General features: G+C 53.7%; 19 protein-coding genes and 2 pseudogenes. 16 read left to right on the forward strand and 5 right to left on the reverse strand.

The window, feature by feature from the left end; genetic code table 11:
* Positions 1-126 precede the first annotated feature (126 nt).
* The 3 genes and pseudogenes from ESO89_RS05605 (at position 127) to ESO89_RS05615 (ending at position 2,132) form a co-directional block, all read left to right on the forward strand.
* Complete coding sequence (locus ESO89_RS05605; RefSeq protein WP_103992931.1) at positions 127-945, forward strand: hypothetical protein; 819 nt, start codon at positions 127-129, stop codon at positions 943-945.
* Between the two features lie 172 nt (positions 946-1,117).
* Positions 1,118-1,441, forward strand: coding sequence for a hypothetical protein (locus ESO89_RS05610; RefSeq protein ID WP_004594473.1), 324 nt, complete (start codon positions 1,118-1,120; stop codon positions 1,439-1,441).
* A gap of 93 nt (positions 1,442-1,534) precedes the next feature.
* Positions 1,535-2,132, forward strand: a pseudogene (locus tag ESO89_RS05615) (hypothetical protein).
* A 454-nt stretch (positions 2,133-2,586) separates the two neighbouring features.
* Here ESO89_RS05615 and ESO89_RS05620 read toward each other — a convergent pair.
* The gene (locus tag ESO89_RS05620) at positions 2,587-3,843 is read right to left on the reverse strand and encodes an orc1/cdc6 family replication initiation protein (protein ID WP_004594472.1); all 1,257 of its coding nucleotides are present in this window, start codon (positions 3,841-3,843) and stop codon (positions 2,587-2,589) included.
* 637 nt (positions 3,844-4,480) lie between these two features.
* Positions 4,481-5,509: a Cdc6/Cdc18 family protein gene (locus ESO89_RS05625; protein ID WP_128904664.1), complete on the reverse strand. Its 1,029-nt coding sequence runs from the start codon at positions 5,507-5,509 to the stop codon at positions 4,481-4,483.
* Between the two features lie 287 nt (positions 5,510-5,796).
* On the opposite strand from ESO89_RS05625, the gene ESO89_RS05630 reads away from it, so the two are divergent.
* Positions 5,797-6,777 (forward strand): hypothetical protein, encoded by a 981-nt coding sequence (locus tag ESO89_RS05630; RefSeq protein WP_128904665.1) that lies wholly within the window; start codon positions 5,797-5,799, stop codon positions 6,775-6,777.
* A 203-nt stretch (positions 6,778-6,980) separates the two neighbouring features.
* Here the strand turns inward: ESO89_RS05630 and ESO89_RS05635 are convergent, their stop codons facing one another.
* Positions 6,981-7,250, reverse strand: a complete 270-nt coding sequence (locus ESO89_RS05635) for a hypothetical protein (RefSeq protein WP_096396478.1) — start codon at positions 7,248-7,250, stop codon at positions 6,981-6,983.
* A gap of 669 nt (positions 7,251-7,919) precedes the next feature.
* Between ESO89_RS05635 and ESO89_RS05640 the strand changes: the two genes are divergently transcribed.
* The 9 genes from ESO89_RS05640 (at position 7,920) to ESO89_RS05680 (ending at position 18,220) form a co-directional block, all read left to right on the forward strand.
* Entirely contained in the window at positions 7,920-8,345 is a 426-nt protein-coding gene (locus ESO89_RS05640; protein WP_121571073.1) for a hypothetical protein, read from the forward strand.
* An 82-nt stretch (positions 8,346-8,427) separates the two neighbouring features.
* On the forward strand, positions 8,428-9,909 hold the full coding sequence (gene dndC / locus ESO89_RS05645; RefSeq protein ID WP_123619672.1) for a DNA phosphorothioation system sulfurtransferase DndC: 1,482 nt from the start codon (positions 8,428-8,430) through the stop codon (positions 9,907-9,909).
* Positions 9,910-9,922: 13 nt separating this feature from the next.
* Complete coding sequence (gene dndD / locus ESO89_RS05650; protein WP_096396432.1) at positions 9,923-11,950, forward strand: DNA sulfur modification protein DndD; 2,028 nt, start codon at positions 9,923-9,925, stop codon at positions 11,948-11,950.
* Positions 11,947-12,348, forward strand: a complete 402-nt coding sequence (dndE, locus tag ESO89_RS05655; protein ID WP_096396433.1) for a DNA sulfur modification protein DndE — start codon at positions 11,947-11,949, stop codon at positions 12,346-12,348. The genes dndD and dndE overlap by 4 nt, the downstream gene beginning before the upstream one ends.
* Before the next feature lie 3 nt (positions 12,349-12,351).
* Positions 12,352-13,530: a cysteine desulfurase family protein gene (locus ESO89_RS05660; protein ID WP_096396434.1), complete on the forward strand. Its 1,179-nt coding sequence runs from the start codon at positions 12,352-12,354 to the stop codon at positions 13,528-13,530.
* A 148-nt stretch (positions 13,531-13,678) separates the two neighbouring features.
* Positions 13,679-15,646, forward strand: a complete 1,968-nt coding sequence (locus ESO89_RS05665) for a DEAD/DEAH box helicase family protein (RefSeq protein ID WP_096396435.1) — start codon at positions 13,679-13,681, stop codon at positions 15,644-15,646.
* Positions 15,647-15,650: 4 nt separating this feature from the next.
* Entirely contained in the window at positions 15,651-15,842 is a 192-nt protein-coding gene (locus ESO89_RS05670) for a CxC ATPase DNA modification system associated small protein (RefSeq protein WP_096396436.1), read from the forward strand.
* Positions 15,832-17,757: an AAA family ATPase gene (locus ESO89_RS05675; protein WP_128904666.1), complete on the forward strand. Its 1,926-nt coding sequence runs from the start codon at positions 15,832-15,834 to the stop codon at positions 17,755-17,757. Before ESO89_RS05670 ends, ESO89_RS05675 begins: the two co-directional genes overlap by 11 nt.
* 1 nt (position 17,758) lies before the next feature.
* Positions 17,759-18,220 carry a hypothetical protein gene (locus tag ESO89_RS05680; RefSeq protein WP_096396438.1) on the forward strand — a complete coding sequence of 154 codons (462 nt, stop codon included), beginning with the start codon at positions 17,759-17,761 and terminating at the stop codon, positions 18,218-18,220.
* Here the strand turns inward: ESO89_RS05680 and ESO89_RS05685 are convergent.
* Positions 18,202-18,420 (reverse strand): annotated as a pseudogene (locus ESO89_RS05685) (hypothetical protein); the annotation flags it as partial. The gene ESO89_RS05680 and the pseudogene ESO89_RS05685 overlap by 19 nt on opposite strands.
* On the reverse strand, positions 18,417-19,091 hold the full coding sequence (locus tag ESO89_RS05690) for a helix-turn-helix domain-containing protein (RefSeq protein WP_128904667.1): 675 nt from the start codon (positions 19,089-19,091) through the stop codon (positions 18,417-18,419). The pseudogene ESO89_RS05685 and the gene ESO89_RS05690, both read right to left, overlap by 4 nt.
* Positions 19,092-19,584: 493 nt before the next feature.
* On the opposite strand from ESO89_RS05690, the gene ESO89_RS05695 reads away from it, so the two are divergent.
* From ESO89_RS05695 to ESO89_RS05710, 3 genes are all read left to right on the forward strand, one after another.
* Positions 19,585-20,457 (forward strand): ParA family protein, encoded by an 873-nt coding sequence (locus ESO89_RS05695; protein ID WP_128904668.1) that lies wholly within the window; start codon positions 19,585-19,587, stop codon positions 20,455-20,457.
* Positions 20,450-20,935 (forward strand): hypothetical protein, encoded by a 486-nt coding sequence (locus ESO89_RS05700; protein WP_121513335.1) that lies wholly within the window; start codon positions 20,450-20,452, stop codon positions 20,933-20,935. The genes ESO89_RS05695 and ESO89_RS05700 overlap by 8 nt, the downstream gene beginning before the upstream one ends.
* 426 nt (positions 20,936-21,361) lie before the next feature.
* Complete coding sequence (locus ESO89_RS05710; RefSeq protein WP_128904670.1) at positions 21,362-21,943, forward strand: DUF7342 family protein; 582 nt, start codon at positions 21,362-21,364, stop codon at positions 21,941-21,943.
* The last annotated feature ends 3 nt before the right edge of the window (positions 21,944-21,946 follow it).

Consider the following 21,946-nt stretch of genomic DNA (forward strand, 5'->3'; position numbering starts at 1 on the left):
CCGATCTGGCGCAGCATTCGAGCAGAGAGGGATTAACCAACAGAGGATACGAATGATCGCTATTCGTTGGTTAAGTTTTTCAGCGCCCGCCGAAGGGCGGAGGCGCACTCCTGTCTCCACCGACCTATGACCGACCGATATCTAACGACCGTTCTCGACGAGGCAGAGCGAGTCGCAGAGCACCATGAGCAGGTCGCCCAATCTTCGGACCATCCGGAACACGAGTATCTCAGGTACGCCGTCCTTCGGCTGCTCGAAGGAGAGGCTGACGACACATCGGTGGAAGTACCGCAGGTTGACGGCGTGACTGTCGGCTACGGAGAGGACGACGCGATGTGCAACAGTTGGGACGACGACGTCGAGTGGTGGGAGACGGTTCCGCCGCAGGAGGAGTGTACTCGGTTCCGGGTGTTCTACCCCGACGAGTACGACGCTGTTCCGCGAGTCATCGTCGACGTGATGGCAGCACTCGGGGCGTGGCGTGTCTGGACTGGGAGCGCTGCCGCCTGTGGCTCCTACGACCATCGCGAGCGGCGGGAAGTCCACTATCTGTGGCCGGAGGGCCATCCAGTTGAGGCCCTGCTTGCGGATCGTCTCCAGGATCCCAAGGCTGCGGTTGCTCCAGACGGCGGCCGCACCGGCGACGTACGCGATCGGATGGTCGTCACGGAGCACTCAACCCAGCACGACGACCTCGAGCCGCGAACCAGACGTGCCGTCGACGAATCGATGGCCGTCTCGCTGCTCGAAAAGGGTGGCCGCTATGAGGTCCGATCGGCGTCCGGAAACTGGTATGAAGTCGACGTGATCAGCGAGTCGTGTACGTGTCCAGACTGGCGGAAGCGTACGCCCGAGGGCGGCTGTAAACACCTCCGGCGAGTCGATCAGGAGATCAAGCAGGGGCGGGTCCCACGACCTGATGGGCGTCTCCCCTCGAACTCGTAGGATCGCCCAGCGTTCGAGATCTCCCGAGGCTACTGTAACATCAGACGAAACTCCTTGATGGAGAGTTTCGAGTATTGATACAGCTGCTGGAGAACCGGTGAGAGCCGTTGGTAGCGGCTTAACCAACAAAACTATGCGGTTTGCGCCTTTGTTGGTTAACACAGATCGGCCCATGTCCTACGAGCCACCGACGCCCCCAGCGGACCTCCCCACCGACGTCATCGACACACTCAACGACTATTCACCCGAGCTGCTCCGAGACGTTGCCCACTATGCCGAGGACCTCGCCGAGCATCGCGAGCGCCAGGCCCGCCTTGCCGAAGCGGAGGAGGAAGACGAGATCGACGAGCGACCCGATGACCTCCCCGATGATGTCCCGACGAAGGCGACGATCACGATCAAGGAGATCAACGATAACCGCTACTACTACTGGCAGTGGCGGGAAGGAGATCGCGTCAAATCAAAGTACAAATCCCCAGTAAATCCGGACGAGTAGACGGACTAGTACCTCAGTCGGATGGCCAGTTGTTCGGGGAGACACCCCGTCTGCGAAGTGAAAGACGCAGGGTACGAGAGAAGTCCCGAGTTGATGAGTGAGGATCCGGTCACTGTCGACGAACTCGTCGAGAAAGCCGACGAGTATCTGCACGAAGCCTCACCCACACCGGAAGAATACGAAGCGCTGAAACAGAGTGTTGCGGAGCTCACGCCGATCTTCTCAGCTGAGAATTCGTACTTTGTCCTCGGCAGCTACGGGAAACCCGAAATCCGTCCTCTCCAGCTCGTAAAAGATCGCCTCAACCGACAGCCCGGTGCGTACGCGTTCCTGATGATCGACATTCGAAGCGAGTGGACGAATACCTACCTCAAGTTCCGGCTGCTCGCCGATCATACAGACGTCATCCTGGGCGTCACCGAACACGCCCAGGGCTGCTTCCTCGTCGAGCAGGGCTACTTCACAGCCCTTGAGGAGTACTTCGCGAAGACGCACGTGTTCAAACACGACGTACAATACGATAGATGTGGACGCGATCGACACAAACGTAGCCGTCGAGAGTCCCTACAGTGGAATGCAGACCGCGATCTTCGAGATGCTCAACGATGCTAGGCGTCTCTGCCGGTGGACGACTGAGGACGACCTCGTCGAGTGTACCGAGGCTCTCGTGAGTGATCAGGAATACCCGTAGACAGAGACGAATCGGTTACTCCCACCCCCGACGTTTCTGTCGTTTCTCCACGAAATCCTGTTCACCGATGGCCCAGACAACGAATGAACTCGAACAGGAAGACATCCCCCGTTTTCGAGTAGTAAGTGCGGGGTGAATCCGTGCAAGATTGGGTCTTCGAACCACGAACCCTTACGCGATAAGTAGCCCACTGAAGAGCGATTGCAAATGCTCGTAAATGAAATTTCGTTTAAATGCTGTCAGACACTCCACTATTGCCAGTAAAATCGGAGGACAAGACGCTATTTGATGAAATTGGCAACGGTGGTCCTGATAGTAACTAGTCGGATTGATTAGAACAAGGAAGTTACTGGCAACACCGGAGAGGGTACTGGAGAAACTGGCACTGACGGTTGCGCGGTTACTGGCAAAAGTGGAGAGGGTATTGGCAGTACTGGTGTTGGCGGTTGAGAAGTCACTCCAGAACCCGATGCCGCTTGGCAGTTTCACGAATGTCGTTGAGCTCACCTAGTTCGCTCTCGAGTGCGTCGAGGGCCGACGACAGAGAGACATCAAGCTCGTATTCGTTGTAGTTCCCGCGTCCACTCGACGAGTCGACCAACCGTAAGATCCCGTGGAGGCTCAAATCCGACAGGTGGTCGTGTACTCGCCTGCGTTTCAGTGGTTCACTGCCGTGATTACGAAGAACCTCTCGATAGCGCTCATAGATCAGTTTCGTCCGTTCGGGTGTTTCTCCCTCTGCCGCTAGCTGACAGACAGTCAGCAATACATATTGCCCCTGCCGGGTCAACGAATGCATCCCTTCGACAACCTGTTGTCGTTGGATCTGATGCTCGGCCTCCCGAACGTGGTCTTCGGTGATTTTCGCCTCTCCACCCGCCATCGCGTCGTTCTCGGCGATATCAGCTGCTTTCCGGAGTAACCGTAATGCCTGCCGAGCAGATCCCGAGTCCTGTGCAGAGAATGCTGCGCACAATGGGATTACATCTGATTCGAGGACATCGTCGTAGAGCGCGATATCGGCTCGGTGCTTGAGAATATTCTGCAGTTCAGTCGCGTCGTACGGAGGGAACAAGATTTCCTCTTCGCAGAGAGTGTCCTTGACTTTCGGAGAGAGGTTTTCTCGGAACTTGAAGTCGTTCGAGATGCCGACCACACCGATTTTCACATCGAGATCCAATTGCGAGCGTGCTCGTGGAAGCTCGTACAGAATATCGTCATCCGAGCCGATGTTATCGATCTCGTCCAGAACCACGAGAATAGTCCCACCGATCGACTCAAGGTCGTTGTAGAGTTCGTTGAAGATGCGTTTTTGTTGATACCCGGTTTCGCTCATCGGTTCGCGCGAAGACGAGACTGTGGTGAGAGGGTGAGAAGGAGAGCGAATCTCGTTCACGAGATTGACCGCTACCTGATAGGATGTGGTGCAGCCAGTACAGTTGAGTTCAATAACGTTGAGATCGACGTCGTCGTACTCTCCGGCGGATTCTTGCAGCTCCTCAAGAAGATCGTGCGTAGCAGCTGTCTTCCCGACGCCGGTAACGCCATAGAGAAAGACGTTGTTCGGTTGCCAGCCCTGAATGACGGGACGGAGAGCGGCCGCATATTCGTCGAGTTCTTCGTCCCGCTCCTCGAGTGTCTCTGGCTGGTAATCATCCCGGAGGACGTCTTTGTCTTGGATGATGAACGATTCTCGATTGAATCGGCCCATAGGCGGACTCAAGACGAAGAACCATCATAAAACCATGGGTTCCAGTATCACCACTAACCCACCACTCGAACCAATTATGCCAGTGTCGCATCCACTTATAAAACACACACACTCCACTATTGCCAGTAAACCTTTGCAACAACTGGAGGGGGTCAACGACCCCCTCTCTAATTAGCGATACTCTTAATACATTGTACGTTAAACCATACCCGCACTAACGAAAACTCCACTAGTTGTAGTAGGTTTAGATAACAGTAACTAGACTAGAGACGTGACAGTTTCTGCCCTCCCGTCCATTCTCCCCTCGTTACTGGCAATGGTGGAGTGAGAGAGGTACTTAAACGACGGTATTATTGGCAATACTGGCAACTCTGGTCGCCCTCTCCCTGCTACCATCGTTGCCTGGCCGATATTCCAGTCGAAATCTACCCTTCCCGACACCAGTCGATGATGACCGTGGACCTCTTTCGGTTAACCAACAAATCGTATGTATTAACCGTCTGTTGGTTAACTGCTCATGGCCTATGCTCGATTCGCAGTCGGCACTCAGTACTAGTATCCCGTGATTTCGGCGTTTCGCGATTCCGCAAGGGTTCGCTTGATTGCCGCTCGATCTCACCCAATCGGAGACAGGATATTACTGCATCGGCGACGCAGCTTCCGAACCGACGAGTGAGTACTCCCGGTCCCGGCTCGTGCCTTCCGCATCGACGAGGTTGTACTGGACCATCTTGGAGAGATACGTCCGCACTGTCCGTTTTGTCCGAGGATCGTCGACCTTCTCGGTATAGTGGTCGTGAATCTCGCTCGGCCCGAGTGGCTCGTGATCGCGAACAATGTTGTAAACGACGCGCTGGTGTGGCGTGAGTGAATCGATGCTCTTCTGCTTAATCTGGGCCCGGGCATCCTCGGCGGCGTCCAGGAGAATATTGTCGGTGATGCGCTCGTGGTTCTCGCGATCGGCCTTGCCGGCGGCCGTTCGGAGGATGCCGATTGCGAGGCGGGCGTCGCCGGCGGCCGCGTCGGCGATCCGGTAGAGCTGGTCGTCGGTGATGACGTCCTCGTCGAGCCCCCACTTTGCCCGAGCACTCAGGATGTCGTACAGCTGCTCGTCGTGGTACTTGTCCATCCGGACGTGCTCGCTGGAGCGCAGTCGGCTCACGAGGCGGTCGTCGACGCGGCTGAACAGCTCCTCTTCCTTGTTCGCGATGCAGATGATTGCGAACTGCGGGAGGCTGTGGAGGTCGTAGATGACGCTGGGGTCTTCGAGCTGGTCGACCTCATCGAGGATGACGACGGTTCGCGGGCCGTCATGCTGCTGGAGGCGATCAACGAGTTCGTCGTGCGGCGTCGACTGCCGGTGGATGTCGATGGTCGCGCCGAGGTCGTCGAGGATCTGGTAGAGCGTGCGGAACCGGGTGTAGTTGCGCCAGCAGTTGACGTAGATGGCCTCGACGTCGAGGACCTCTTCACGTAGTCGTTCCGTGACGAATTTCGAGATGCACGTCTTCCCCGTCCCGCTGGGTCCGGTGACGATAGCTGTGTCGGCTGGTTCTCCGTTCGTGATGGGCTCGAGGACGCTAGAGAGGTGGTTGACTTCGGCGTCGCGATGCTCAACTTCCCGAGGGACGAACCCGGCGCGGAGAACGCGAGCATCGCGGATCATCTTTGCTTGATAGACTGGTTTTCTGGCTAGTACTAAAAACGTGACTGGGGTATTTCCGGAAACGATTCAGTTAGTCCCGTTCCATCTGTGATTCTCCCCGAGCTGTAACGCGATTCATTTTGTGGAAAACACAGGCTTCCGGGAACTTCCGGAATTACGTTTGAACGATACCATAGAGTAGCCGGAGATCGCGCCACTGGACATCTGCTTTTGTTCTATCCTCCAGTTGAACACGATAGGTGTCCTCTGTGACAACTGATTTTTACCTCGGTTGTATTGGACAGGGTATGGTCAATCCCCGTGCACCCCGGGTTTTTAATCTATACGACATTATCGGCGTCTTCTTGCCCGGGGCGACTCTGCTGTTCGGGATTCTAGTTCTCTTTCCGGATCCACCTGTTCCCTCTGCTATCTGGGAGTACCTGTTCTACCTGATCGTAGCGTTTTCGCTGGGCCATATTGCCCAGGCGTATTCTTCTTCGGCCATGGGTGAGCTGAAGGTATTTGAGAACACGATGGATGAGACTAGAAACGTCTTAGTAGACGATGATGAGGATGATAATGATACTGGGGAAGGAGATGAGGGTAGTGGTGATGGTGAGGGGAACAATAAAGAAGAGTCGCCAGATGATCAGGACGACGAAGATACTGGTGGAGAGGATGACGATTCTGGGCTTAGAGAACGTTTTTCGAACTCCTATTGGGGACACCGGATTCTGCTTTTTATATTGTACCCGTTAATCGGCCCGGTTGTGTGGTTGTGGTGGTCCCCGAATGATGATGAGGTGGAAGAGCTTCTGCATGCAAATCTTGTCTGGAAAAATCTAAGACAAACCTATGATTTAGATGTCGGGATAGACCGATATGAGGATCTGCAGCAGATGATTTCAAGCCGGGTTGACGATCCGAGGTCGCCTGTACGGTCGTATCGTTTTCAGGCTATCAGAAATTTCCACCGTGGTATGTGGGTTTCTGCCTGGTTTGTCTGGCTATTCATCGTCGCTTATGAAATTGGTGCGTTTATTCCTCTTAACGGGTGGCCTTACCGTGGTCTATTTTGTTTTGGAAGTGTAGAAATCTGTTCTCCTTTCATAATCGAATCTTATCCTACTGTGGGGATTTTCTCCTTGTTACTGGCTGTACTGTTTGTATCTTGGAGATTGACTGTTTACTACGAACGAGTCTTTATTCGGTATCTTATCACGGATTATTTCGTGGCTATCCAGAACCAGGATACGGGTGAAGTTGGGAGCGGTAATGGAGGCTGACCTAACTTTTGATGCGGAATAAAATACGGATCGACCTTATGTGTAGCACATTGTTGATGGGAGGCTGTCTTGCGATTTCTTGGTGAGCCGGGTAAATTGAGAACGTACGACTCAGCAGCTCTGACGTCTACCTACTTAATAAGGTCCAAAGGCACAGTATCAACAACCTCCTACAGAAGAGCGTACGGATGAAATAGAGAGCCTTAGTCGTCAGCAGGCATTGCAGTACGACCGTCTTCCTCCTCTTCTCGCTGAATCTCGACGCACTGCCAAGCGGTGTTTCGCTCGTTCATACTTTCAAGAGTCGCTGTGATCTTTTCACCCTCGTTCAGGCTTTCCAACTCATCTTGACAGCCATTGTCGAGAGGGATCGCGAACTGGAGACCACGCTTTTCACCTTCTCGTAGTTTTAGCCAGACGTATTCATCATCGAACTCCGCCACGGTGAATTTCTTCGTGGCTCTTTGGCTCATTAGTGTGATGTTCGCCCCCGAACAGGATAAATGTTTTCCATCCCTCAGTTGTCAGTTCTGCGCACAACGGTTTTGGGTTTATGTACTCTGAGATCCAGAACTACCAGCTTCCTGGGGTTTTTCAGGCGTTGCGAGAAACATGATTATTGACTGCTTCGAGATGTATTTGATTACTTATAGTAATTCTGGAGGCAGATACGCCGACAGATATAAATGACTTGACTAGTTTAGGAAGTGCCACAACGGCTTTGAAAGGGCTTCAGACGGGCGCGGACAATATTGTCAAAGTATCATAAATATGAAGATTTACGGAAAGTTATCTTTTTGTCTTTTAACTAAAGAGTGGTGCGGGATACGTGTCAAAGTTAATTTACATCTTTGAATATAGTGTGGAATAATCTCATCGTATTTATTTTCTTATTATTATCGATCTTTATCCCCATGTCGAAAAGTGCTGAGGTGCTGGCCACCAGACTAAGGAACGGGAGGGCGGCCGAAGGGGAAGCTCCCTCCAGCACAAGAGAAACTCAGAATTTTTTGCCTGACCTCCCTAATGATCAGACGGCAGCCGTCCCGCGGTTCCACTTTCACTCCCCTTGGCGGAGGTATTAGACAGTAGAGTTTCAACTAGAAAGGAGAGCCCCCCGCGCTGGAAGGAGGGAAAAACCAATGCCCATCTTCAACGTCGACACGGAGGAGATAACAGCATTCGACTTCGGGAACACATACCTGTTCACAGCGTACTTCGACGAAGAACAGCTCTTCAACCAGCTCAAAAAGTACTACAATAGGGATAAATACCGTTTCAAAGTCCCAGAAGAAGACCTGAAAGATGTACAACAAACCCTGGACAACTACTTCTACAAACTGGTGCTAGAAGACTCCCCTGAGGAGTACTGTGTCGTCGCAGACAAAGAAACAGATTCAAACGCGATACTAAGCAACTCAGTAATGAGAAAGCAACGTCAGAACCACGATATCTACCTAATGAAAGACAAACTATCACTCGAGCAAGCCGTTGAACAGGGCGCTATTCGGGTAGAAAAATCGGAGGTCAACGCAGGTAACCTAGAATGGAAAACCAACGGATCATAGCGGGGCCATTCGTCAATCCACCGGTAGGTACGGGTAGATACAAGTATCTCCCGGACAGCAATCTTACCAAGAGGATATCATCATGAGTACAGATAATTTAGAGGTTGCGAAGACTGGCCAGGAAAAAGGCGAGTCTGTTTTCGACAACCGCTCTCTCGAAGACATCTACGGAGAGATACAGGAAACCTATCTGGCGGACGACCGCCCCTGGGTCATCGGCTACAGTGGCGGCAAGGACTCCACCACCGCCCTCCAGCTAATTTGGTACGCAATCGAAGACCTTCCAGAAGAGAAGAGGCAGAAACCGATCCATGTCATCTCAAGTGACACATTAGTAGAGACGCCGAAAATCGTCAACCACATCATCTCTACTCTGGAAAATATCAACGAGTACGCAGAAAAGAAAAATCTGCCCTTCACCGCCCACAAGGTCACACCCAAGGTTGACGACTCCTTCTGGGTCAACCTTATCGGACGGGGCTACCCAGCACCCAACCAGAACTTCCGCTGGTGTACCGAACGCCTGAAAATCGATCCTGCAGATCGGTTCATCGAGAACCAGGTATCCGAACACGGCGAAGTTGTCGTAATCCTCGGAGCACGGAAAGCAGAATCCGCCACCCGAGAACAGGTAATGGAGATGCACAGCATCGACGGAACCGTCCTCTCACGTCACAACAAGTTCGCTAACGCCTTCGTCTACACACCTATCGAGGACTGGATCGTCGACGACGTCTGGACCTACCTCATCCAAGCCGTCGACAACCCCTGGGGTAAGAACAACCGGGACCTCGCCGCACTCTACCAGGAAGCGGACGACGAGTGCCCGATGGTGATCGACACGAAGACACCCTCCTGTGGTAACAGCCGATTCGGTTGCTGGACCTGCACCGTCGTCTCCGAAGACAAGGCGATGGAGAACATGATCGACGAGGGCGACGAATGGATGGAACCCCTCCTCGAGTTCCGTGACTTCCTCAAAGAAACGCAGGATCCCGAGAAGAAGCCGAACTACCGGATGGTCAAAGGCCGCCAACACGGCTACGTCAAAGAGAAGACCAACGGCAGTGACGGCATCATCCCCCGCGCCCACAAGTTCGAGTTCTGCAAAGACCTGCTCCGGAAACTCCTGGAGACCCAGAAAGAGGTCAACGAGAAGATCCCCGAAGACGAGGAAATGGATCTCATCCGGGAGGAAGAACTCAGAGAGATCCGTCGTCTCTGGCGCGAAGAACGTGCTGACTGGGAAGACTCCGTACCCCAGATCTACAACGAGGTCATGGACGACGACCTGGACTGGGTCCACGACGACCTCGGCTCCTTCGGCGAGATGGAGGCAGAAGTCCTCAACGAGGTCTGTGAAGAACACGACGTCCCTGCCGAACTCGTCAAACGCCTGCTCGACACCGAGTTCCAGCACTACGGCATGAAACGCCGGGCATCCATCTACAGCGAGCTGGACAAAGTCATGCGGGAGGACTGGCGGGACATGGAAGAGATCGTCGCAGAACTCGAAGGTGAAGACCGTATAGAAGCGTGGGAATACGACGGAGTAGACGTCTAACGGACAAGGCTACATGAGAATCAACAAGCTAATCATCACAGACTTCGGCCCCTACCGAGGACGTAACGAAATCGAGCTTAGCTCAACTGAAGACGCCCCCATCGTACTGTTCGGCGGGAAAAACGGGGCAGGGAAAACCACGCTATTCGAAGCAATCGGGTTCTGCCTCCACGGCAAATCCTCCCTCGGCCGGCGCACCGCCAGGAAAGACTACGAACAAGCAATCCGCAGCAAGCTCCACGAATACCCTGACGGCAAAGCGGATACAGCAGCCGTCCGACTCGAGTTCGAGTACTCCCACATGGGCGAAGTGGACCACTACTCCGTGGAGCGTTCCTGGCGCGACCGTGGCAAAAGCATCGTCGAGGACCTGAAAGTCCGGAGGAACGGTGAGATCCCCTCCGAACTCAACGAGGACCAGTGGCAGGACTTCCTGAAAGAACTGGTTCCACCAGGAGTCTCCCAACTGTTCTTCTTCGACGGGGAGAAAATCCAGGAGCTTGCGTCAGCAGTCGAATCTGACGCCGACTTCGAGGACTCGATGTACTCACTCCTCGGCCTCGACCTGATTGAACGCCTGGACACCGACCTATCCATCTACATCTCCCAGAAGCTCGAAGAAAGCGGTGTAGAAGGGATCAACGACGAAATCCAGGAACTTCAGAACCAGCGAGACGAAATCGAACAGGAGTTCGAGGACCTGAAACAGGAGAGAGAACAGAAGGAGCAGAGACTGGCAGAGCTGGAAGACGAGATCGACAGCAAGGAATCGAAGATCGCCCAAGAGGGCGGCTCCTACGCCGACAAGCGGGAGGAACTCAAGGAACGCCGAGCTGAACTGAACGCCAGTATCGAGCAACTCGAAGACCAGATCCGGGATCTTGTAGAAGGCGCGTACCCGTTCACCCTGGCACCGGATCTCTGTGAATCCGTAGTTGACCGGTTGAAGACTGAGACCGAACGCCAGAACCGGGCGACCGCCAGGAACGAGCTGACCGACGAACTCGACGACGTACTCGGTGACGAGGATGTCTGGGAAGAGATGGATATGCCGGAGGATCAGGTCGGACAGCTCTCTGACCGCATCCAAGATAAACTCAAAAGCCGGCTGGAAATCGAAGACGAGGAGCCGGAACTCGCCCACCAGTTCTCGGAGGCACAGCGACAGGAGATCTACTCGCTTACCGACCAAGCCCTAAACGACGTCCCGGACCAGCTTGCCGACCTCACAGAGAGCCTGGAAGACAAAACCCGGGAACTCCAAGAGGTCGAATCCGGTCTCAACAAGGCTCCTGACCAGGAAGTCATCTCACCGCTGATCGATGACCTGAACGAGCTTACCGAGGAGAAGGGAGCCATCAAATCGCGGCTGGAAGAACTGGAGGAAGAAATCAGTACAGCGCAAACCCGGTTAGAGCGTAAAGAGAACGAGGTCGAAAACAAGCTGGAGCAGAAGTCCCGTGTCGAAGATGTCTCCGAACGGGCAGACCTCGCCTCTGACGTCCGGAACGCTGTGAAGGACTTCCGCGAAGAACTCGCCAAGAAGAAGCTGCGGAAACTGGAGTCGAAACTCAGCGAACGCTACATCACTCTCTCCAACAAGGGCGACTTCTACGAGAAAATCGAGATCGACGAAGAAAATCTCGACATCACGATCAAGACCATCCACGGCAACAGCAAGCCGCATACAGAGCTCTCAGCCGGGGAACGGCAGATCTTCGCAACATCCCTTCTCTGGGCACTGGCAGAGATCTCCGACCGGCCACTACCCTTCATCGTCGACACACCGCTTGGCCGCCTCGACAACGATCACCGGGACAACCTGATCACCCACTTCTTCCCTGAAGCAGCACACCAAGTAATCATCTTCTCCACCGACACGGAGATCGATGACCACCAGTACAAGAAACTGGAAGGCTACATCTCCCAGGCATACCGTCTGGAGTACGACGAAGAGGAAGGGAAAACCGTTCCCTCGGAAGGCTACTTCTGGACCGAAGACGACGAAGATCAGCGATCACTCGGTGAGATTACATCATGAGCCAGAAATTCAACCGGATCACTATCGACAGCGACGCCACCAACCAGTTGAAAATGCTGAAAGCCAACACTGGGATGACACCCAACTACCTCGGCAGGATTGGCTTCTGCTACTCCCTCAACGAGCCACGGCCTCCAAACCCGCAGCAGTACGACACTGACGGGCAAACCTTCAACCGGTACACCCTGCTCGGGGAGCACGACACCCTCTACATGGCTCTCCTGAAAGAACGACTGATCCAGGAAGGGAAAGACCCTGAAGAGGACCTGTACGAAGAGTTCGTCGCACACCTCAACCGAGGCGTCGAACGAGTGGCAGGTAACGTAAGCGACCTAAGCGACTTCTACGACCTCGTTCCCGGAGAGATAAAAGGACTGGAAGCCAAACAGGAAGGATAACGAATGACTTCTGACGTGGACACACCCATCTACCTCGACCACCACGCCACCACACCTGTCGACGAAAAGGTCGTCGAGGAGATGACCCCCTACTTCACTGAAAGCTACGGCAACCCTGCCAGCGAAGACCACATATTCGGGGCAAAAGCGAAGCAAGCCGTAAACCAGGCCCGAGAACGAGTCTCTGAAGCTGTGAACTGCCGTGAAGAAGAAATCATCTTCACCAGCGGAGCAACCGAGTCCGACAACCTGGCTATCAGAGGAGCAGCAGACTACGCAGCTGACCACGACAAAGGCAGCCACATCATAACCGCCGTCACCGAACACGAAGCAGTACTCGAGGTCTGTGAAGACCTGGAAACCGACGGCTTCGACGTTACCTACCTGCCCGTTGATAAAAACGGAAAAGTGGATCCTGCGGACATCGAGGCCGCAATCCGAGACGAAACCATCCTGATCTCCATCATGGCCGCCAACAACGAAATTGGCACCATCGCACCCATAAAGGAAATCGGAGAAATCGCCAAAGAGAACGAGGTCTTCTTCCACACCGACGCCGTCCAAGCACTCGGATACCTCCCCATCGACGTCGAGGAAATGGGTATCGACCTGATGTCCATCTCCGCACACAAGATCTACGGGCCGAAAGGCGTCGGAGCACTCTACGTCAGAAGACGGAACCCGAAAGTCAAACTCAACCCGTTACTCCATGGCGGAGGCCACGAACGAGGCTGGCGCAGCGGGACACTCAACGTCCCTGCAATCGTCGGGTTCGGAAAAGCCGTACAAATGGCGGATCGAAACCTGGAGGAACGGACTGAACACGTCGACGAACTCACCTCGTATATGTGGGACCGGCTCGACGACGAACTGGACGATGTCGTACTCAACGGTCACCCTGAAGACCGGATCCCTAACAACCTCAACATCAGCTTCACCGGAGTAGAGAACAAAGCCCTGGTGAAAAACCTGCAGCCAGATATCGCCGTCTCCGCAGGATCCGCCTGTACGACTGGGACCGTCGAAGCCTCTCACGTTCTCCAAGCAATCACCGACGACGAGGAAATCTGGCACCACGCAATCCGGTTCGGACTTGGAAAAGACAACACCCGAGAGGAAATCGAGTACGCCACTGACGAAGTGATCAATATCGTGAACCGCCTCCGCAACCTCACCTTCTGAACGAGGCACCGACCAACCCCGCTTGTAACCTAGTCAACTGGTTGATTCAGCTAATCACTACACTATCTTTTCTGGTGTATCAGTAACCGTCTGCGAAACCGGTGGGCGGCAAAGGATTCAAATGGTCAGTGAGTGACCTACATCATAGATGTCAAACCCTCCCAAAGGGTTGAGGGACCTAGATCTCCCGCTGCTAATAGAAACATCCGACGTGGACTTCGCGGAGGATTTCTACAACCCCGCTCTGAGCGTAGCAGAAGAGTACAAACGAGGCGTCGGATACTTCACCAGCTCTTGGTTCCAGTTCGCAGCAAGAGGCCTGAAAGGACTCGCAGAAAACGGTGGAACAGCCAAATGGATCATCAGTCCCATCCTGGAAGAAGGCGACTGGGAAGCACTTCAAAAAGGGGAAGAAGCGAAACGAGACCAAGAGCTGTACGACCGGCTGAACCACATGGTCTCCGACATCGAGGAAGGCCTCGAGCAGGAAACCCAGAACACAATCGCCTGGATGATCGCCGACGGACTCCTCGACATCCGGATCGCAATAACCGGAGAAAACCTATCCGGCGACTTCCACGACAAATGGGGGATCGTCAGAGACGCCAAAGACGACAAAATCGCCTTCCACGGCTCACAGAACGACAGTAGACAAGGATTCTCCAACTACGAATCCTACTCCGTCTTCGCCTCCTGGATGTCCGACAGAGAAGAACAAAGAATCGACCAACACGAAAAACGGTTCGACGAAATCTGGGATAACGCCAAACAAGGCGTACACAGCATCTCTCTCCCTGACAGCATCTCCCTCGACATCGCGGAGCTTCGTGACGATGACCGCCCATACCAGAACCCATCGGAATCCAAGAAAATGACCAGCGCCTACCGATGGCGACATCAAGAGGAAGCAGTCAACGAGTTCCTCGAAGAAGGCCACGGAATCCTGAAAATGGCGACAGGGACCGGGAAAACACGCACCTCACTCAAAATCCTGAACCGGCTCCTACGTGAGGACAAAGTCGACAATGTCGTGGTCGCCACCTACGGGAACGACCTGCTGGACCAATGGTACAACACACTACTGGAAAACTTCAGCGCCGACGAAATGTGGATCTACAAGGAGTACGGTGGAAACCACGACCTCGGATCCTTCCTAACCAAGAACCGGGACAAACTGGAGGGCCTGATAATCTCCTACGACAACCTCCACGAATGCATAGACGCCGATATCAACAACAAACTGCAGAGAACACTGCTGATCTGCGACGAAGTACACAACATGGGCTCCAAGACGCGGAAACAAGCCCTGAAAGGCGAACTTGACGTATTCCGTCACCGCCTCGGCCTCAGCGCAACCCCCTTCGACCCATACGATCCGGACCGGAACGACTTCCTCCGAGATGAAGTCGGCCCCGTAGTCTACGAGTTCGGATTAGCCGACGCCATCCGCAGGGGAATCCTCTGCGAACTCGACTACACACCCCTGTTCTACGAACTCTCACCCAAGGACAAAGAGAAGCAACAAGACGCCTTCGGCCGGTTCCAAGGGATGAAAGCCGAAAATCCCACCCTCCCAAAAAGCCGTCTCTACATGATGCTGGCCCGGGTCAGGAAAGAGTCAGAAGAAAAACTGCCAGTATTCGAGCGATACCTGGAGAAGAACACCGATGTCCTCGAAGACTGCCTCATATTCGTTGAAACCAAGGAATACGGGAAAAAGGTCCAAGAGATAATCCACGAACACACTAAACGATACAGGACCTACTACGGTGAAGACGACGAGAAAAACCTAGTAGACTTCTCAAATGGAGAGATCTCCACACTCGTCACAAGTAAAGCGATTTCCGAAGGAATAGACATTAAATCAGTGAAGAACATCGTCCTATTCACTTCAAACCGGTCCAAGGGAACTACCATCCAGAGAATCGGTCGGGCGATGAGAACCAATCCCGATAACCCAGGCAAAACAGCTAACATAGTTGACTTTGTTGTCAGAAGCGACATCGAAGAAGACTCCGAGGAAGACGAAGGCGAGGATGAAGTCGAAACACCACCGGACAAAGAGCGATACGAATGGCTACTGGACCTCAGTGAAGTAACCAAGCAAGAATACTAACCTAATGACAGATCAACGCGATATCGAAGAAATAGCGGACGACGTACTCGACGAGTACGACCAGTCAGAGGATTTCAAAGACCGGTTCATGAACTTCTACGAGAACACGGTTGAGAACAATTTGGGAGGCACCTCGCTGGAACGACTCATCGACAACGTGGAGCTATCCGAGGAGGAGGAACTCGATGGATCTTAAAATCACAGGCATACGGTACGAGAACATTCGGGAGTTCGAAAATGTAGAACTCGACTTCGCTAATGGGTCAAACGACAACCCGCATCATATCTCTCTCGTCCAGATGCCGAACGGTACAGGGAAAACAACCACCATGAACCTGATCCGGACAACCCTCCTCGGCAAAGAGATGGATCAGGACGAGGTCAGATCCTACCAGCCAAGCGACTTCGACGCCATCGAAGGAGCATTCGAAATAGATCTCGTATCCTCCGGTGAACCATTCACACTCCGTCTCGAACTTGACTACGAGGTCGGAGATCACTCCTACCGGCACATCAAACCAAAGGAAGTCGGCGGAGGAGACATGGCCGGACACTTCCTCCCCAACGAACTCAACAACGTAATCACTGAGTCCTTCGTCGACCTCTTCGTCTTCAACGGAGAACTCACTGAGGAGTTCATCGAAACCGGAAGCGATGAAGCCGAAAACGCACTCAAAATCGTCAACTTCCTCAACCGGTTGGAAAACCAGAAAAACCAGATACAACAGACTGTCCAAAATCGGCAGGAGGACGCCAGCGTAACCACCCAGCAAGGCTACCGCAACATCCAGACAAGGCTGGAAACAACAGAGGAAAAACTCGAAGAACTCCAAGAAAAAAGAGATGAACTGGAAGACGCCGTCGAAGACCACGAGGAGACGATCGAAGAGCTGGAGGAACGACGTCAAGACATCCTCGCTGAAAACGAAGAGCAACTGGAGAAAGACAAACGCCTAGAGCGCAAAATCCAGAACCTGGAGAACGAACTGGAAACCGCTACCAAAGACCTGTTGAGCACAATGAGGAAGCCCAGCAGGCTTGACGAAGATCTCAACGACGACATGGAGAAGTTGCTGGAGAACATGAAGATTATGCAGCTCCCCAAATCCACGTCGCAGGAGTTCTTCACCGAGCTTGCTGAAGGAAAGAACTGCATTTGCGGTAGGGAAATCCACGAAGAACACGAGCAAGAGATCCTGGATAATGCCGAGAAGTTCCTCAGCGAGCAGGATATCGGGGTGCTCAACTCGCTAAAGGACAATCTCAGGGACACACCGGACTACGAAAGCTTCGACGACACCTTCGAAGAACTCCAAGAGAAACGAGACGACCTCAAACAAGCCGAAGAAGAGAGAGCCCGACTCGACCTTGATGACCCCAACCTCAACGAGAAACTCGACAAGATCATCGAGGAAATCGAGGAAGAGGAACACGCAAAAGAGGAGAAAGAGGACAAGCTCCGGCGTCTCAAAACCAACGACAAGAACGAACAAGCCGAGTTCGGCCTCGACTGGAAGAACAACATCCCGCTGTGCAAAAGGAAGCGTGAGCAGCGGAAAGAGGAGCTACGGAAGGCCAGTGGCACGGTCAACTTCGGGAAGAAAGCCGATATCCTGGAGGACATCTTCGAGGAATTCATCGAGGAATGTCTGAAGTCGATGAAGGAGAGTCAGATCGAGGAGACCAACAAGAAGCTTGAACGCATCCTCGGCCTCTCCAAAGTCCAAGTCGAAGACATCGACAACTCCATCAAAATCGAAGGCAGGGACGACATCTCTGAAGGCCAAAGCCTGTCCATCGCCTACGCCTACCTCTCCACCCTGTTCGAAGACTCCGCACTCGACGTCCCCTTCGTCATCGACAGCCCAGCAGTCAGTATCGACTACGAAAAACGCGCAGAAGTCGCACCAATAATCTCCGACCTCTTCGACCAGCTGATCATCTTCGTCATCTCCCCAGAAAGAGAAAGCTTCGTCAACGAACTGCAATCCAACGACATCCAGTACACCACAATCCACAAAACCGACACACCCGGAAAAATAGAGAAGCACCTCGACAAGGACTTCTTCATGGACTTCCAGTCCGAGGAAGAACGACAGGAGGCTGCATAACATGTCCTTCAGACTCAGCACCGAGGCACGGAGCTACTACCGGCAGATCAACGAGAAAAGTACTACTGGAGAATTTGATAGTCTCTGGGACCAGTACTACCTCTCCGCCATGGCAGGGATCAAAGACCGGAGCCGCGTCCCAGAGGGCGACGAACCCGGTGAAGAGTTCGTCACCGACGTCATCCAAGCCTACGACGACCAGAAATACGAGATCTACTCCACCCTCATAGTTGCGGAAATAGAGCGAGAAGGAATACCGTGGGATGAAAAACAGGAGATACAGGACATGATGCTGAAAATCCTCGACTCATCCTCCCACACCCGGCTATCAGACTACGGTACAACCGTCCTCAACTGTTACGCTGAGAAGGGATTTCGGCTGATTAGAAGTGATATTACGGCTCCACCGGAACTAGACGAGTTTCTGGAACAGTATCAGAGCTTCCTTGAGGGTCTCGACTGATTTCCTTCGAAGTCCTGTTCTTCGAGAAATCCTGCGAATTTAGCCTTGGAGTCCGGCGCAACGACGATATCGAGGTCCATGGAGAAGCGAGCATTGAACGCTGAGACAGCGTACCCGCCGACGAGAACGTACTCGTGGCCCTCTTGGGTGAGCTCCTCGAGCAGTTCGATGAGCGCGTCACTTCGGTTGTTGAAGCTCACGTCTGAGCCCGTTCGGTCTCTCGATACGTGACGCCGAGGTCAAGGTCGTCGTACATTCGGTCGAGCATCGCCAGCGCCGACTGGAACTGGGCGTAGTTCTCGTGCATGTACTCGATAGTCTCGGCCCTTGGAATCACCGGGTACCCCTCGACGTGCTCGATGTCGAGGGACGGCCTTAGCTCGAGGACGATCTGCAGCGGTCGGTCCAGCTCATCTCGGGGCTGTCGTTCGAATGCGGTCGGGAGGTCGAACGACTCGAAAAACGCCTCCCAAGCGTCGACGTCCTCCTCATGGACGGCCAGAAACAGTGGATAGTCGTTGGGCTCGCGACCGACCTGGTAGCCGCCCTGGGTCCACACGTAGACGGCGTCGAACCGTGTGAATGCGAACGGCCAGTCATCGAACTGCGGGATGACGTAGGCCTCCTCGATGGATGGTGGACTGACGCCGGCGCTGGCAGCGACGAGCTCTCGTGCTGCGTCCCTCACGCGCTCGTCGACGACTGAGAGGCCGTCATCATAGGAAACGTAGCCTGCCTCTTCCAGCCGATTGACGGCCTGTCTCACTGTCTCGTAGGGCGTGTGGAGGTGTTGGGCGACACGGCGGATGGAGTCACCACTCTCGATAGCGAGGATAGTCTGTGCCGCCGTGTCGTCGAGAACCTCATACATCTGGTAGTTACCAATAATCCGGTAACAGCTAAAGGTCTTACTAGAAGACGGGGTAGAACGGCTCTGTCTGAGTTCTATCACTCGGGACTCTCCCATTGAATGACTGAAGAATGTAGATCTCATAGCCAATCTGCATAATGTGGATAATGTAGATAATGTAAATTGGGCTTCTTCAATTGGTTCGTGTGGGTGGCAAAGATTGTGATGAATGCGTATGAAATGCTGATTATCTAAATTATGTAGATTGCGTAGGGTCGACGGTGATTATGCCAATTGAGATTGTGCCAACAATCTACGTAATGTACAAAATGTAGATTGTGTAGATGGCGTACGCAATCTGTCTGGCACAGAATTAAGATGGACGAGCATCATTGACCGCGTATGACCAGTGCAAAACGTACATTATCGACAAAACTCGCGCAACCTTCAACATCTACCCAATGTACATTACCTACAAAATGTACAAAATCCGCTTCTTACGGGGTGCTGAGCTATGAGTGCTGACGAGTTTGAAGGGCTCCCCGGAGCAGCTGTCTCGTTGCTCAAGGGAGGGGTAGGGAAATCCACGATCGCGCTCAACATCGCTGATCGACTCGCTGCTCGTGGCCATGAGACGGTACTATTGGATCTGGATAAGGACGGGCACATGACGACCCAGTTGGGATACGACGATGCGTACGACCGAGATGCGAACCTCGGTGACGCCCTTATCGATGGTGAGGACCCCGAAGACCTGCTTATCGAGACGGACTTCGGCGTTCACCTACTCCCGTCGAGTAACGAGCTCGAGAACGTCGAGACGAGGCTGAAGGACGAACGGTTCGCAGACGTGAAGCTTCGACGGAACGTCGTCGATCCGCTCATTCAAAACGGATACGACTACGTGATAATTGATGCCGCAGGCGGCCGTGGGAAACTCTCCGACAATGCCCTCATCGCCGTCCAGCGCGTCATAATCCCGCTAATCCCGCGTGCTGGCTCGATCAACGGCCTCAATAAGATGATTGAACGCCAGATCTCCCCAATCCGGCAGAATATCGGGTTGGATATCCTCGCAGTCACTCCGAATATGATTCGCGAAACAATGGGACAACGCAACGAGCATCGGACTCTCGTTGAAAATCTCAACCGGGAGTTCGGTTCATTCGTCCCCGAGTACGCTCGTGTGGACCCGGAGATCTTCGATGCCCTCGATGATTCGGAACGCACCATCGATAGTATTCCGAAGCCAGGGATTCGCGAACGGACCGCGATTTCTCGCGCGTTCAAGCAAGGAATGCCGGTCTCGGAGTTCGACGAAGATTGCGACCAGATCCCGAATTTCGATCACTTAGCGGACCTCGTGGAGGAACACAGCCATGCCTAATGAGGACGACCGTTTCGGGGACGTCGCTGAACAGCTCAAACAAACGGAGGAAGGAGCCGAATCGGATGACGACGAACGTACTGACGCCCAGGATGAACCGCAACCGGATGAAGAGATAACTACTGAGGACACAGAGTCGGAGACTGAGTCCATTCCTGAGCAGGATGAGGAGGATGTGGACGAATCCACCGGTGGACCGGCCTTCTCCTTTGATGAGACCGATATGCACGGCTTCTATGTCCGGGAGGACACGTGGGATGGCGTCACCCGGATGCGATCATCGGTAACTGCTGCGTGTTCTATGTTTGATGTTCCCGAGTTTGAGGGAAGAGAGTTTCAAGATGCGTGTCTCCGGGTAATTGCGGACCACGGTGATGAGGTTGCCCTCCAGATCCTCCGGGAGCGTGGTATCGAAGCCGATGAGGAACGTGTTCAGGAAGTTGTTGAGATGCTGAGCGAGCAAGCTACGAACGACTAACATTGGATTTGGCTGATTTTCCTCACCATTCAAATTTTGTGCGCATTGTACATTATGCAGATTGTGTAGCAAGCTATCTGCTTGCAGTCTTGCGATTATTCTCAGAACCGGGTCCGAACGGCGGTCGCGGTTTTAGTATATCGGTATATGGTTTATACCGTTGGTCAAATCCGAATTTCAGGGGATAGAACCCTTCTATCATCGGAAAAATGGTTATGAGATTTCTGTACTCGATGGTCATGATTACGCCGGTAATCACGACCACTTTGAAGTACCCTGCCGCCGTCGGTGAAGCACGAATGCTGCAACCGGCTCAGAAAGACGCTTCCCCCAGGGTAGAGCCGCCAAGACCACGGTTCGATTTTACTATAACTCTCCACAGCTGTGGTCGGGCGATGGTGACAGATGAGATTCGATATAGGACGAATGACCTCAACCTATATTAAGACAAAGCACGAATGGTGTGGTATGACCGAAGACAAATCAAACTCCGAGGGCCTGATGGAGCGCCAGACCACGGGTGAAGACCGTGTGCGGATGATCGCCCGGCAGCTGTCGGAGCCGCGGACAGCCAACTGGATCGCTTCCGAAGCGGGCTGGTCACACGAGCCGACCAAACGCGTCCTTGAGCGACTCGTCGACGACGGGGTCCTCCACCGCGACGATAGCGGGACTCACACCACGTACTACCCCGATTACCGCCGCCAAGCGATGCAGGAGGCGATGCGGCTTCGAGACAGCGGACACACTGTCGAGGAACTCACGGACCGTCTCGCCGATATGAAGGCGCAGATCCGCGACTGGGAGGACGAATTCGGCGTTGAATCGCCGAACCAGCTTCGCGGGACGCTCGCGGAGGAGTCTCTTGACGCCGACGAGGAAGACCGACGCCGCGAGATTGCCCGTGAGTGGGAGCACCTTCAGCGACGTATCAAGATTGTCGGGTTTGCCATCCGCGAATGGGACTTCCTCGCTCCGACGACAGAGCCTGCTGAGGCCAGCAGCTAACGG

The organism is Halorubrum amylolyticum (assembly GCF_004114995.1).
GTDB classification, from domain to species: domain Archaea; phylum Halobacteriota; class Halobacteria; order Halobacteriales; family Haloferacaceae; genus Halorubrum; species Halorubrum amylolyticum.